The 13,312-nt window shown below is 73.5% G+C and carries 14 protein-coding genes; 10 read left to right on the forward strand and 4 right to left on the reverse strand.

The window, feature by feature from the left end; all coding sequences use genetic code 11:
- Window positions 1-40: 40 nt before the first annotated feature.
- Complete coding sequence (locus P3H78_RS17490; protein ID WP_276109935.1) at window positions 41-190, forward strand: LPXTG cell wall anchor domain-containing protein; 150 nt, start codon at window positions 41-43, stop codon at window positions 188-190.
- Window positions 191-315: 125 nt separating this feature from the next.
- Here the strand turns inward: P3H78_RS17490 and P3H78_RS17495 are convergent, their stop codons facing one another.
- A complete protein-coding gene (locus P3H78_RS17495) occupies window positions 316-471 on the reverse strand; it encodes a hypothetical protein (protein WP_276109936.1) in 156 nt (51 codons plus the stop codon).
- Between the two features lie 301 nt (window positions 472-772).
- Window positions 773-1,465, reverse strand: a complete 693-nt coding sequence (gene phoU / locus P3H78_RS17500) for a phosphate signaling complex protein PhoU (protein WP_276109937.1) — start codon at window positions 1,463-1,465, stop codon at window positions 773-775.
- Between the two features lie 221 nt (window positions 1,466-1,686).
- On the opposite strand from phoU, the gene phoR reads away from it, so the two are divergent.
- Window positions 1,687-2,937, forward strand: a complete 1,251-nt coding sequence (gene phoR, locus P3H78_RS17505) for a two-component system sensor histidine kinase PhoR (protein ID WP_276109938.1) — start codon at window positions 1,687-1,689, stop codon at window positions 2,935-2,937.
- A 5-nt stretch (window positions 2,938-2,942) separates the two neighbouring features.
- Complete coding sequence (gene phoP, locus P3H78_RS17510) at window positions 2,943-3,614, forward strand: two-component system response regulator PhoP (RefSeq protein ID WP_018568744.1); 672 nt, start codon at window positions 2,943-2,945, stop codon at window positions 3,612-3,614.
- A gap of 116 nt (window positions 3,615-3,730) precedes the next feature.
- On the opposite strand, the gene P3H78_RS17515 is transcribed toward phoP, so the two are convergent.
- Complete coding sequence (locus P3H78_RS17515) at window positions 3,731-4,432, reverse strand: copper chaperone PCu(A)C domain-containing protein (RefSeq protein ID WP_276109939.1); 702 nt, start codon at window positions 4,430-4,432, stop codon at window positions 3,731-3,733.
- A gap of 668 nt (window positions 4,433-5,100) precedes the next feature.
- On the opposite strand from P3H78_RS17515, the gene P3H78_RS17520 reads away from it, so the two are divergent.
- The 7 genes from P3H78_RS17520 (at window position 5,101) to P3H78_RS17550 (ending at window position 12,294) form a co-directional block, all read left to right on the forward strand.
- Entirely contained in the window at window positions 5,101-5,583 is a 483-nt protein-coding gene (locus P3H78_RS17520; RefSeq protein WP_003953493.1) for a CarD family transcriptional regulator, read from the forward strand.
- 343 nt (window positions 5,584-5,926) lie between these two features.
- On the forward strand, window positions 5,927-6,691 hold the full coding sequence (gene ispD, locus P3H78_RS17525) for a 2-C-methyl-D-erythritol 4-phosphate cytidylyltransferase (RefSeq protein WP_276109940.1): 765 nt from the start codon (window positions 5,927-5,929) through the stop codon (window positions 6,689-6,691).
- The gene (gene ispF, locus P3H78_RS17530; RefSeq protein WP_276109941.1) at window positions 6,681-7,193 is read left to right on the forward strand and encodes a 2-C-methyl-D-erythritol 2,4-cyclodiphosphate synthase; all 513 of its coding nucleotides are present in this window, start codon (window positions 6,681-6,683) and stop codon (window positions 7,191-7,193) included. The genes ispD and ispF overlap by 11 nt, the downstream gene beginning before the upstream one ends.
- Window positions 7,194-7,320: 127 nt before the next feature.
- Complete coding sequence (locus tag P3H78_RS17535; protein WP_276109942.1) at window positions 7,321-7,725, forward strand: PPOX class F420-dependent oxidoreductase; 405 nt, start codon at window positions 7,321-7,323, stop codon at window positions 7,723-7,725.
- Between the two features lie 123 nt (window positions 7,726-7,848).
- The gene (cysS, locus tag P3H78_RS17540) at window positions 7,849-9,249 is read left to right on the forward strand and encodes a cysteine--tRNA ligase (protein WP_276109943.1); all 1,401 of its coding nucleotides are present in this window, start codon (window positions 7,849-7,851) and stop codon (window positions 9,247-9,249) included.
- A gap of 190 nt (window positions 9,250-9,439) precedes the next feature.
- Entirely contained in the window at window positions 9,440-10,384 is a 945-nt protein-coding gene (gene rlmB / locus P3H78_RS17545) for a 23S rRNA (guanosine(2251)-2'-O)-methyltransferase RlmB (protein ID WP_276109944.1), read from the forward strand.
- Between the two features lie 140 nt (window positions 10,385-10,524).
- Window positions 10,525-12,294, forward strand: a complete 1,770-nt coding sequence (locus P3H78_RS17550; RefSeq protein ID WP_276109945.1) for a DoxX family membrane protein — start codon at window positions 10,525-10,527, stop codon at window positions 12,292-12,294.
- Window positions 12,295-12,467: 173 nt separating this feature from the next.
- On the opposite strand, the gene P3H78_RS17555 is transcribed toward P3H78_RS17550, so the two are convergent.
- Window positions 12,468-13,199 carry a nucleotidyltransferase family protein gene (locus tag P3H78_RS17555; protein WP_276109946.1) on the reverse strand — a complete coding sequence of 244 codons (732 nt, stop codon included), beginning with the start codon at window positions 13,197-13,199 and terminating at the stop codon, window positions 12,468-12,470.
- Window positions 13,200-13,312 lie beyond the last annotated feature (113 nt).

Below are 13,312 nucleotides of genomic sequence, written 5' to 3' on the forward strand. Positions count from 1 at the left end.
GGCCGGTGCCCCGCCCCCGGACGACTCGTCCGCAGCCGCCATGGTGAGCGTGGGCGAGTCCGCGCCGCCGCTCGCCGGGACGGGCGCCTCCGGGGCCACCGCGCTGGTCGCCGCCGCGGCCGGTGCGCTCGCGCTCGCGGGCGGCGCCGCGGTGGTGCGCTCCCGCCGGCGCGGGTCCGCCCGCCGCTGACGCGCCGCAGGGCCCCGGCCGGATGCCGGGGCCCTGCGGGGCCGTCCGAGGGCGGACGGGAAGCCCCTGCCAGTGCGGCGGGGCGCCGTACGCGTCCTACGGGGACGGCGTACGGGACCGTGCCCTCAGCCGCACTGGCAGGGGCTTCCGGACTGGCAGCCGCAGCCGCAGCCCGAGCCGCAGCCGCAGGCGGCGAGGAGCGGGAGGCTCCTGGCGTGCGCCGGCTGCTCGGTCTCGCGCTCCTGCGTCGGGTCGGGCGTGGTGCTGGGGGATTCGGCCATGGGTCCCTCCTAGAGGCTGGTGCCTGTGCCCATTCCATGCCCGCTGCACTGGGCGCATCAACGGCGCACAGTGGCTCGCACACACCCCGGCGCCCGGAAGCCGCGCCCGGCCGCTCGCTCCGCGCCCGTCCGCGCCGTTCACGCCCGAGCCCTCCGGCCACCCCCGTCCGGGCGGAGCGGGCCCGGGACCCGGACGGCCGGAACGGGGATCGCATCCGCGGCCCGAGGCGTCGCCCGCGGGCCGGGACGGCAGGCCGGCGCGGGACCCGCGGGCCGGGACCGGGCCCGCGGGAGCCGGCCGTCAGGCCCCTTCGGTACCCGCCACCGGGGGGATCTCCGACGCCTGGAGGGTGTCCGCGTGCTCGCCGGTCACCAGGTAGACCACCCGCTTGGCGACCGCGACCGCGTGGTCCGCGTACCGCTCGTAGTAGCGGCCGAGCAGCGTGACGTCCACGGCCGTCTCGATGCCGTGCTTCCAGCGGTCGTCGATGAGGTGCTGGAAGAGGGTGCGGTGCAGCAGGTCCATCTCGTCGTCGTCCTGCTCCAGCTGGAGCGCGAGGTCGACGTCCTTGGTGACGATGACCTCGGCGGCCTTCGCCATCAGGCGCTGTGCGAGCTGGCCCATCTCCAGGATGGTGGCGTGCAGGTCCTGCGGCACCGCCCGCTGGGGGAAGCGCAGCCGGGCCAGCTTGGCCACGTGCTGGGCGAGGTCCCCCGAGCGCTCCAGGTCGGCGGACATCCGCAGCGACGTGACGACGATCCGCAGGTCGGTGGCGACCGGCTGCTGGCGGGCCAGCAGGGCTATCGCCCGGGCCTCCAGGTCGTGCTGGAGCTCGTCGACCTTCTTGTCGGCCTCGATCACGCTCTCGGCCAGCTTCAGGTCGGCGTCGAGGATGGCCGTGGTGGCGCGCCCGATCGCCGACCCGGCCAGCCGGGCCATCTCCACCAGACCGTCGCCGATCGAGTCCAGTTCCTCGTGGTACGCGTCCCGCATCAGGTTCCCTCTCGTGCGTCTTCGTTCGGGGGTTCGGGGCCGGGGCCGCGGTGAAAACCAGCGGTGTGAACCCCACGCTCCCACGTTCCGGGCCGTACGCGTCCGTTTCCGCCACCCCAAATGAACCGGTCCTGGCTCCAAGGTGAACTCTGGGCGACGAGTGTTCGAGCTCGCCCTCGGACGGCTGTGGCCGTGTCGGACCCCATGCCTAACCTGGATGCATGAACGTGAACGCGGCGGTCGCCGCAGCGGCAGCGATCGCCGGAGTGCTCACCGGCGTCATCGCCATGCTGGCGTTCCGCTGGAGCGAGCGCGAGCAGAAGCGCCCGACCCGCACGTCCCTGCACACCGACCCGGTGCTCCCGCCCGGTGTCGACACCGTCCTGTCCGTGCTGCGCTCCTCCGCCGTCGTCCTCGACGAGGCGGACGCCGTGGTCAAGGCCAGCTCCGCCGCGTACGCCCTCGGGCTGGTCCGCGGCGGGCGGCTCTCCGTGGAACCGATGCTCCAGATGGCCCGGGACACCCGGCGGGACGGCGAGATACGCCAGGTGGAGCTGGACCTCCCGCGGCGCGGCACCGGGCGCGGCGAGGCCCTGGCGGTCTCCGCCAGAGTGGCCCCGCTCGGCTCGCGCCTGGTCCTGCTGCTGGTGGAGGACCTGACCGAGGCCCGCCGCATCGAGGCGGTGCGCCGCGACTTCGTGGCCAATGTGAGCCATGAGCTCAAGACCCCGGTCGGCGCCCTCTCCCTGCTGTCCGAGGCCGTGATGGACGCCTCCGACGACCCCGAGGCCGTGGAGCGCTTCGCCGGGCGCATGCAGAACGAGGCCACCCGCCTCACCAGCCTCGTGCAGGAGCTGATCGACCTCTCCCGGGTGCAGAACGACGACCCGCTGGAGGACGCCGAGCCGGTCGGCGTGGACGAGCTGGTCGCCGAGGCCGCCGACCGCTGCCGGCACCAGGCCGGCACCAAGCAGATCACCATGGCCGCCGGCGGCACCGCGGACCTCCACGTGTGGGGCAACCGCGGCCAGCTCGCCGCCGCTCTCGGCAACCTCGTCGAGAACGCGGTCAACTACTCCCCGCCCCGCACCCGGGTCGGCATCGCCGCCCGCCGGGTGACCGCCCCCGGCGGCGACCTGATCGAGATCGCCGTCACCGACCAGGGCCTCGGCATCTCCGACAAGGACAAGGAGCGCATCTTCGAGCGCTTCTACCGCGTCGACCCGGCCCGCTCGCGTGCCACGGGCGGCACCGGCCTGGGCCTGGCGATCGTGAAGCACGTGGCCGCCTCGCACGGCGGGGAGGTCACGGTGTGGAGCGCGGAGGGCCAGGGGTCCACCTTCACCCTGCGCCTGCCCGAGGCCGGTGCGGCCCGTGACCGCGCCCAGCAGCACCCCGCCCTCGACGACGAGGCCGGGACCCCCGAGTCATCCCCGTACGAACCGCTTCCTGCCCCGGAGGTCCTTCCGTGACCCGAGTGCTCGTCGTCGAGGACGAGGAGTCCTTCTCCGACGCCCTGTCGTACATGCTCCGCAAGGAGGGCTTCGAGGTCGCCGTGGCGGCCACCGGCCCCGACGGACTCGACGAGTTCGAGCGCAACGGCGCCGACCTCGTCCTCCTCGACCTGATGCTGCCGGGGCTGCCCGGCACGGAGGTGTGCCGGCAGCTGCGCGGCCGCTCCAACGTCCCCGTGATCATGGTGACCGCCAAGGACAGCGAGATCGACAAGGTCGTCGGGCTGGAGATAGGGGCCGACGACTACGTCACCAAGCCCTTCTCCTCCCGTGAGCTGGTCGCCCGCATCCGTGCCGTGCTGCGCCGCCGCGGCGAGCCGGAGGAGGTCACCCCGGCCGCTCTGGAGGCCGGTCCCGTGCGCATGGACGTCGACCGCCACGTGGTCACCGTCTCCGGCTCCAAGGTGGACCTGCCGCTGAAGGAGTTCGACCTGCTGGAGATGCTGCTGCGCAACGCCGGGCGGGTGCTGACCCGGATGCAGCTCATCGACCGGGTCTGGGGCGCCGACTACGTGGGCGACACCAAGACCCTCGACGTCCACGTCAAGCGCCTGCGCGCGAAGATCGAGCCGGACCCGGGCGCCCCGCGCTACCTGGTGACGGTCCGCGGCCTCGGCTACAAGTTCGAGCCGTAGACCGCGCGGCCCGGCCACCGGCCGCGACGGCGGCCGGGGCGACGGACACGACCAGGGGCGGCACCCTTTCGAGGGTGCCGCCCCTGGTCGTCGTACGGGCCCGGGCCCGGCGGGTGTCAGTGACCGGCCGCCGACTGCGACGCGGAGTCGTTCGGGGCCGGGGTGCCCGCGGCGCCGGTCGCGGACGCCGACGGCGAGCCGGTGCCCGACGCGGCCGGCCGGCCGGGCCTGGCCGGCTTCCCGGGCTTGCCGGGCTTCCCGGAGGCGGAGGCGGACGGCGAGCCCGGGGCGCCCGGCACGGCCGGGACGTTGCTCGGGCCCCACTTGTCGAAGTAGCTCACGGCGGGGACGACGAAGGCCTTCAGGTTGACGTCGCCGGTCGAGCTGAAGGTGAAGGTCACCTGCTGCGCGTTGCCGTTCTGCACGGCCGGGCCCGGGTTGGACAGGGCGGCCGAGGCGTTGCCCTTGCCGCCGACGACGACGGAGCCGCCGGCCGGGACGGTCAGCTTGCCCTTGCCCGTCGCGGGCGTGATCTGCGCGGTGCCGTCGCCGCCGATGCGGACGGCGTCCAGCGTCTGGTTGGTGGTGCCGGTGTTGAAGATGGTCGCGGAGAGGACCGCGGGGCCCTTGGTCTGCACGTCCGGCTGGGTGATGATCACCGCGTTCTGGATCTTGATGTTGCCGACCGAGGTGGCCGCGTTGTCCGGCTTGACCTCAAGAGTCTGGGCGTTGTTGCCGGCACCGCACGCGGCGAGCGAGGCGATCGAGAACGCGATGGCGGCGGCGGCGAGGGCGCCGCGTCGAAGGCTGCTGCTCACGGCGGCGGCAACTCCTTGAACGTGGGCGGAGCAGGGCGGCCCCCTTTATAAAGCCACCCTAAGTGTCTGTCAGCGGCCTTAGGTTACCGAGCCGTTCCCAGGGCCTCGCACCCGACCCGCCCCTCTGCGTGCCGGGGGCCCTCGACGAGAGCTGGAACACATCCCGCGGACGGCTCGCTCCCACCTGCCGCAAGTGACTCACCCGTCACTTCGGAGTGCCCGCGACTCACCATTCTCTTATGGCCACCGCGGTATGCCCCGGCATCCGTCCGGGGGGTTTTCGGTGAAGGAATGCGCGGCCCCCGGGTAATTGATCATCGGGGATCGGCAGGTGCTCGCGGTGTCCGTGTGATCAATTCCGGAATCGGCCGGAGTGCGGCGCCCCGCACCGAACGGAGTAGCGGAACTCGTACATCTGGAACCAGACAAACCGGGACGTTCGGCCGTTTGGACAGTCGGCCGGATGTGTGTAACGTACGCGTTTCGCCTCGCGTGAAGTACCCCTCCGACCTGCGAATACCCGCTTCCTCTTACCCCCCGTGACCCTTCCGAAGCACGTCCCCGTCGCTGTTGTCAAGCCCCGAGATATGCCCTGACCTGCGAAAACGCCATTCAGAAGACGCCGTATCCGTGTTACCCTGGATAGCCACGGAAGGGGTACCTGTCACATGACGTTCAAGGTTGGCGACACCGTGGTCTATCCCCATCACGGGGCCGCGCTGATCGAGGCTATCGAAACTCGCCAGATCAAAGGCGTGGACAAGACCTACTTGGTGCTGAAGGTCGCCCAGGGCGACCTGACGGTACGTGTGCCAGCGGACAATGCGGAGTTCGTCGGCGTGCGTGATGTGGTCGGTCAGGACGGGCTGGACCGGGTCTTCGAGGTCCTGCGCGCTCCGTACGCCGAGGAGCCCACGAACTGGTCGCGTCGCTACAAGGCGAATCTGGAGAAGCTCGCCTCCGGCGATGTCATCAAGGTCGCGGAAGTCGTGCGCGACCTGTGGCGTCGTGAGCGCGAGCGCGGTCTCTCCGCCGGTGAGAAGCGCATGCTCGCCAAGGCCCGCCAGATCCTGGTGAGCGAGCTGGCCCTCGCGGAGAACACCAACGAGGACAAGGCAGAGGCCCTGCTCGACGAGGTCCTCGCGTCCTGACGCGAGGGCGGGAGCCCACCCCGCCTCAGCTTCAGCACACCGATTCATGCCGCGGTGCCCGATGACGCCCATGACGTCGCCGGGCGCTGCGGCATGTGCGCATCCGCTGCGCCCGCCCGCGCGGAGCTGCGCGGCGCAGACCGCACCCGCGTCGATCCGCCCGGGGCGACGCCCACGGCACCGTCGTCTCGCTACTGTCTGTGTCAGGTCCGGGCGAGCTTCTCGGCCGGGGTCACGGAAGGGGTCCGGTCGAGGCGTCGCTCGGTGTCCCCCGGCCGACGGCCGCGGGTGCTGCCTGTGGCCATACCCACGTAGGCCGAGCACACAAACCTGACAGGAACCGATGTCTGACGATTCGCGCCCCTCGCCCGCGGCAGACCCGCAGGCGTCCCCCGTCGCCGCCGTGATCCCGGCCGCCGGCCGTGGCGTACGCCTCGGCCCCGGCGCGCCCAAGGCCCTGCGCAGCCTGAACGGCACGCCGATGCTCGTCCACGCGGTGCGCGCGCTGGCCGCCTCCCGCGCCGTCTCCCTCGTGGTGGTCGTCGCCCCGTCCGACGGTGCCGGCGAGGTGAAGTCGATGCTGGACGCGCACGCGCTGCCCGAGCGGACCGACGTCCTCGTCGTCCCCGGCGGCGGGACGCGCCAGGAGTCCGTGCGGCTCGGCCTGGAGGCGCTGCCCCCCGGCCACGACGTCGTCCTCGTGCACGACGCGGCCCGCCCGCTGGTCCCGGTGGACACCGTCGACGCGGTCATCGAGGCCGTCCGCGGCGGGGCGGCCGCCGTGGTGCCCGCGCTGCCGCTCGCGGACACCGTCAAGCAGGTCGAGCCGGCCGGGGCGCCGGGAGCGCCGGAGCCCGTGGTCGCCACGCCGGACCGGTCGCGGCTGCGGGCCGTGCAGACCCCGCAGGGCTTCGACCGCGCCACGCTGGTGCGCGCGCACAAGACCGTCACCGGCGACGTCACCGACGACGCGAGCATGGTCGAGCAGCTAGGCGAGCGGGTGGTGGCCGTCCCCGGCCACGAGGAGGCCTTCAAGGTCACCCGCCCGCTGGACCTGGTCCTCGCGGAGGCCGTGCTGGCCCGCCGGAGGCTGAACGATGGCTTCTGATCCCTCCGCGGGCCCCGCGCCGGCGCCGCTGCCCCAGGTCGGCATCGGCACCGACATCCACGCCTTCGAGGACGGCCGCGAGCTGTGGTGCGCCGGTCTGAAGTGGGAGGACGAGGGCCCGGGCCTCGCCGGGCACTCCGACGCGGACGTGGTCGCGCACGCCGCGTGCAACGCGCTGTTCTCCGCCGCCGGGCTCGGCGACCTCGGGCAGCACTTCGGCACCGGGCGCCCCGAGTGGTCGGGCGCGTCCGGGGTCACGCTGCTGACCGAGGCCGCGCGGATCGTGCGCGCGGCCGGTTTCCGCATCGGCAACGTCGCGGTGCAGGTCGTCGGCCCGCGGCCGAAGATCGGCAAGCGGCGCGACGAGGCCCAGCGGATCCTCTCCGAGGCGGCCGGCGCGCCGGTGTCCGTCTCCGGCGCCACCACGGACGGCCTCGGCTTCCCGGGCCGCGGGGAGGGACTGATGGCGGTGGCGACGGCACTCGTCGCCCGCCTCGGCTGAGCCGCCCGGCCGGGGGCGGCGGTCCGGTTCGCCGTGCGGGGGGACGGAGGGCGTGCGAGGGTACACGCAGAGTCGTCGCCGACCCGCGTCCGACCGTGCCCCGTCCGACCGTGCCCCGGAGATGCCCATGACCGCCGTCCTGTCCGACCGGCTCAAGGCCCTGCTCGACCGGCCCGTCTTCGTCGTGGTGGGAACCGTCCAGCCCGACGGCTCGGCACAGATGTCCCCGGTCTGGGTGAAGCGGGACGGCGACGACGTCCTGTTCTCCACGACCATGGACCGCCGCAAGAAGAGGAACCTCGACGCCGACCCGCGGGTCGGCGTCGTCGTGCTGGACCCGGACTCCCCCTACGAGTACGCCGAGATCCGCGGCACCGCCGAGACGACCACGCGGGGCGGCCGGGAGCTCATCGACGAGCTGTCGGTGAAGTACACCGGCAAGAAGTACGCGGAGTTCAACCCGTCCTCCGCGCAGGACGCGGAGCGCGTGGTGGTGCGGGTCACCCCGCGCAGGGTCGTCGGGAGGCTGTGAGCGCCCCCGGCGCCCCCGTCGTCGCACCCGGCGCGCCCCCGCCGCACCGCCGGGCCCGGCGAAACGGCGTGCCGCTCCCGGAAGGGTCGTGAGGCACCCCCCGGCGCCCACTACTCTGGAGTGGTGACTATTCGCCTGTACGACACCAGCGCCCGGCAGATCCGTGACTTCACCCCGCTCGTGCCGGGCTGCGTCTCGATCTACCTGTGTGGCGCCACCGTGCAGGCGGCACCCCACATCGGGCACATCCGCTCGGGCCTCAACTTCGACATCCTGCGCCGCTGGTTCGCCCACCGCGGTTACGACGTCACGTTCATCAGGAACGTCACCGACATCGACGACAAGATCATCGCGAAGGCCGCGGAGCAGGGCCGCCCCTGGTGGGCGATCGGCTACGAGAACGAGCGTGCCTTCAACGACGGCTACGAGGCGCTGGGCTGCCTCCCGCCGACGTACGAGCCGCGGGCCACGGGCCACGTGCCCGAGATGATCGAGATGATGCAGGGCCTCATCGAGCGCGGCCACGCCTACGCCGCCGACGGCAACGTGTACTTCGACGTGCGCTCCCTGCCGTCGTACCTGGAGCTGTCCCGGCAGGAGCTGGAGAACCTGCTCCAGCCGACCGGCGAGGGCGAGACCGGCAAGCGGGACCCGCGGGACTTCGCCCTGTGGAAGGCGGTCAAGCCGGGGGAGCCGAGCTGGCCCACGCCGTGGGGCCGGGGGCGTCCCGGGTGGCACCTGGAGTGCTCCGCGATGGCGCACAAGTACCTGGGCTCCGCCTTCGACATCCACGGCGGCGGCCTGGACCTGGTCTTCCCCCACCACGAGAACGAGATCGCCCAGGCCAAGGCCTACGGCGACGACTTCGCGCAGTACTGGCTGCACAACGCGTGGGTCACCATGGCCGGCGACAAGATGTCGAAGTCGCTGGGCAATTCGGTGCTGGTGTCGGAGATGGTCAAGCAGTGGCGCCCGATCGTCCTGCGCTACTACCTCGGCACGCCGCACTACCGCTCGATGATCGAGTACAGCGAGGAGTCGCTGCGCGAGGCGGAGTCGGCGTTCGCGCGGATCGAGGGCTTCGTGCAGCGGGTGGTGGAGCTGGCCGGGGGAGTGGTCGAGCCCGCCGCCGAGGTGCCGCCGGCCTTCGCCGAGGCGATGGACGACGACCTGGGCGTGCCGCAGGCGCTCGCGGTCGTGCACACCACCGTCCGGCAGGGCAACTCCGCCCTGGCCGCCGACGACAAGGAGGCGGCCGTGGCCCGGCTCGCCGAGGTGCGGGCCATGCTCGGCGTGCTCGGTCTGGACCCGCTGGATCCGCGGTGGGCCGGGGAGGGCGGGCGCGGCGAGGAGCTGCACGGCGTCGTCGACAGCCTGGTCCGCCTGGTGCTCGACCAGCGGGAGGGTGCCCGCGCCCGCAAGGACTGGGCGACCGCGGACGCCATCCGCGACCAGCTGTCCCAGTCCGGACTCGTCATCGAGGACAGCCCGCAGGGACCCCGCTGGAGCCTCGGCGCCCGCTGAGCCCGGCGCGGTCACGAAGATCGGGTGTGCCCTCCGGCCCTCCGGACGGCACACTGCAAGGGCGCAGGGCACCGAAGCCCGGGCGACCCTCGCGATGCGCACGGCCCGCACAGGCCGTACGATCGAACGCTTCATGCGGACCGCACCACGCGGGCCGCTCCGTCACGCAGAGAGCAGAGACAGGTAGGTCATGGCCGCGAACAACCGCCGCATGTCCGGCAAGAAGGGCGCGCAGGTCGGCAGTGGCGGCCAGCGACGCCGGGGCCTGGAGGGCAAGGGACCGACGCCCCCCGCCGAGATGCGCAAGGGGCACGCCAAGCAGCGCGCCGCCCAGGCGAAGACCCGGCGCGCCCAGGTGCGCCCGGCGACGCAGCGCCGCGGGGGCGGACGGTCCTCGTCCGAGCTCGTCGTCGGCCGCAACCCGGTGGTGGAGGCGCTGCGCGAGGGCGTACCCGCCTCCACGCTCTACGTCCAGCAGTTCATCGACAACGACGAGCGGGTCCGCGAGGCGCTCCACCTCGCGGCCGAGCGCGGCGGCATCAACCTCATGGAGGCGCCGCGCCCCGAGCTGGACCGGATGACGAACGGGCTGAACCACCAGGGCCTCGTCCTCCAGGTCCCGCCCTACGAGTACGCGCACCCCGAGGACCTCGCGAGCGCCGCGTACGACGCGGGCGAGGACCCGCTGATCGTCGCCCTCGACGGGGTGACCGACCCGCGCAACCTGGGTGCCGTCGTCCGCTCGGTCTCCGCCTTCGGCGGCCACGGCGTCCTCGTTCCCGAGCGGCGTGCGGCCGGCATGACCGCCGGTGCCTGGAAGACCTCCGCCGGCACGGCCGCCCGGACGCCCGTCGCCCGTGCCACCAACCTGACGCGCGCCCTGGAGGCGTACAAGAAGGCGGGCATCACGGTGGTCGGTCTCGCGGCCGACGGCGAGGTCGAGCTGAGCGACCTCGAGGTGCTGGACGGTCCGGTCGCCATCGTGGTCGGATCCGAGGGCAAGGGCCTGTCCCGGCTCGTCGGCGAGACCTGCGACCTGCGGGTGCGGATCGCGATGCCCGGTGGCGCGGAGTCCCTGAACGCCGGTGTCGCGGCGGGTGTCGTGCTCTACGAGGCGGCCCGCAGGCGCGCCTGAACCGGCCCGCACCGGGCGCCCGAACGGGCGTCCGGGCGGTCCCCCGCCCGGGTAAATCCGGGCGAGCGGTACAACCTTGACGCGGTCCGGACAGATCCGGCGGGTCAAGACAGTGTCCTAACTCCGCATCACTCGGTTAGATGAGTGTGGACACCAGAACACCCCGCACACCCACGGGGGACCGTTCGTCGGGAATCGACGACGCTCCCGCGCTGAGCATGGTGAAGGTGCCGAGCGATCCGGCGCAGATCATCGTCAACCACGCGAGTTTCCGCGTGCAGTTGGGCGTCGCCACGCGGCGCATCCAGTCCCCGCGCATCGCCCGGCACACGAGCGCCACCCAGGACCCCGGTCGCGTGCCCGTGACCGGCACGGTGCCCCGGCCCGGGTCGGCCGGCCACCGCCGCCCGGTCGTCTGGAGCGGCAGGTCCGCCCCGGACGACACCGGCGCCCACCGACTGCTGCAGGCCGTGCGGAGCGGAAGCGTCCGGCACGACGAGGACCGGACCGCCGAGGGCGGGGCCACGCGGGTCTTCCCGCGCGTCGGCCCCGGCGCGGGCTACGGACACGGCGGCCTGGGCCACGACGGCCTGGGCCACGACGGGTACGACGACCTGGAGCAGACCGTCGAGACCCCCGTCGTGGGCCCCCGGCGCGCCGGCGAGCCGCAGGTCACGCGGCTGCTGCCGCACATGCGGACCGTCGGCAGCGCCTACGACGAACCCGGCTACGGCGCGCCGTACGGGGATCCGGCGTACGGGGATCCCGTGTACGACACCCCCGGACACGGCCGGCCCGCCTACCCCGGCGACGGCTACGCGGACGACGGCTACGCCGGATACGACCCCCACGGGGCGGCGGAGGCGGACCGGCGTGCCGGGCGGCAGGGCGAGGACCCGGTGCGGCACGCCTACTTCCCGGGCCGCCGGATGAACCTCGGGGTGGTCCTGCTGCCCCTGCGGATCTTCCTCGGGTTCATCTCGATCTACGCCGGCATGGGCAAGATCTGCGACCCGCTGTACTTCGACGGCGGCAAGCGCGGCTCCATGGTGAAGTGGCTCGACACCCTGCACCCCTGGGAAGCCGCCGAGCCGCTGCGGCAGTTCGCGCTCCACCACCCCGTCGGCTCCGGTCTGTGCATCGCCTTCCTCCAGGTCGTCGTCGGCGTGCTCACGGTGCTGGGCTGCTGGCAGCGGGTCGCCGCGGCCGTCGGCGCGCTGCTCTCCGCCGCGCTCATCGTCACCGTCAGCTGGAAGACCGTCCCGGTCTACGACGCGCCGGACATCATCTACCTGGCCGCCTGGTCCCCGCTGCTCATCGCCGGCGCCCCGGTCTACTCGGTCGACGGGCGGCTCGCCGCCTCGGCCTGGCGGCGGCTCGGCCCGCGCTCCGACATCTGGGAGCTGCGCCAGTTCGTGCTGCGCCGCGGTGCCCTGCTCACCGTCGTGGTCACCGGCCTCACCCTGCTCGTCGGCTCGCTGCTCGGCGGTGCGGTCCGGGAGGCCGGCCGCGTGGTGGTCCCCGGACCCGGCGAGTCCCCGCGCAACGAACTGCCGGGCTCCCCGCTCCCGCAGGCGCCCGGACAGCGGCACCGCAAGGCCCCGTCGGTCTCCACCGCGCCCACCCACGGCCGGTCCTCGGCGGGCCCCTCCGGCGGCCCCGCGGCCACGCCGGGCGCGGCCCGTGAGAGCGGCACCGCCACCGGCGGGACGCCCAGCCAGACCCAGGGCACGGGCCAGGTCCCGCCCCGCCGGTCGGCCCCGGTCGAGCAGCTCCCCAGCACCAGCGCCGGCCCGACCTCCGGAGGCTCGGCGACCGGCGGCACTGGTCCGGGCGGCGGTTCGGACACCGGTACCGGCGGCGGCTCCTCCTCGGGCCGCCCGGGCCTGGTGGGCGGCCTGCTGGGATAGCCGCTTCCCCGGCCGGAGCACGGCCCCGTACGGCGAAGGGGTCCCGCACCGGGTGGTGCGGGACCCCTTCGCCGCACGGGTGCGCCCGGGCGCCGCGGACCGTGTGCGGCGGGGCAGGGCGAGGTGGGGAGGAGAGGCGTCCGAGACGCGCTGCGTGCCGCCCCGGCGGCGTCTCAGCGCCCCAGCGCCTCCAGCTCCTTCGCGGCCTCGGAGAGGTCCTTCGCGGTGTCGATGGCGCGCCAGTAGGCGCCCTGCGGGATCGGGAAGCCGGACAGGCGGCGCTCGCGGGCCAGGCGCGGGAACGTGGTCCGCTCGTGGTCGCCGCGCTCGGGGAGCAGGGCGGCGAACTCGGAGGAGAAGACGTAGACGCCCGCGTTGATCTCGAACGTGGAGGGCGGGGCCTCGATGAAGTCGGTGATGTGGCCGAACCCGTCCGTCTTGACGGCGCCCCAGGGAAGCCGGGGGCGGGCCAGCGCGAGCGTGGCGACGGCGTCGCGCTCCGCGTGGAAGTCCGCCATGTCGCGCAGCGAGAAACGGGTCCAGATGTCCCCGTTGGTGGCGTACCAGGGCTGGTCCGGCCGCGGCAGGTGCGCGGCGGCGAACCGCAGGCCGCCGCCCCGGCCCAGCGGCTCCGTCTCCACGACGGTGGTGACGGTGACGGGCAGCTCCGTGACCTTCAGCCAGCCCTGCAGGACCTCGGCGAGGTGGCCGCAGGAGACCACCACGTCCGTCACGCCCTCCTCGGCGAGCCAGGCGATCTGGTGGCCGATGATCGGCGTGCCCGTGCCGGGGATCTCGACCATCGGCTTCGGCCGGTCGTCGGTGTACGGGCGCAGCCGCGATCCCTGGCCGCCGGCCAGGATGACGGCTTGAGTGGGGCGGGACGCCGCATTCGGATGGGTCATGCCCGAACTGTACGTGGCGCCCCGCCCGCCGCTTTCGCCTGCGGCCGCTCCTTAATCAGTGGTTACCCACTTCCCACCCGGGATGTCCCCGGGCCGGGCGGCGGCCGCAGAGG

This window comes from Streptomyces tropicalis, from assembly GCF_029269835.1.
Lineage (GTDB): Bacteria > Actinomycetota > Actinomycetes > Streptomycetales > Streptomycetaceae > Streptomyces > Streptomyces tropicalis.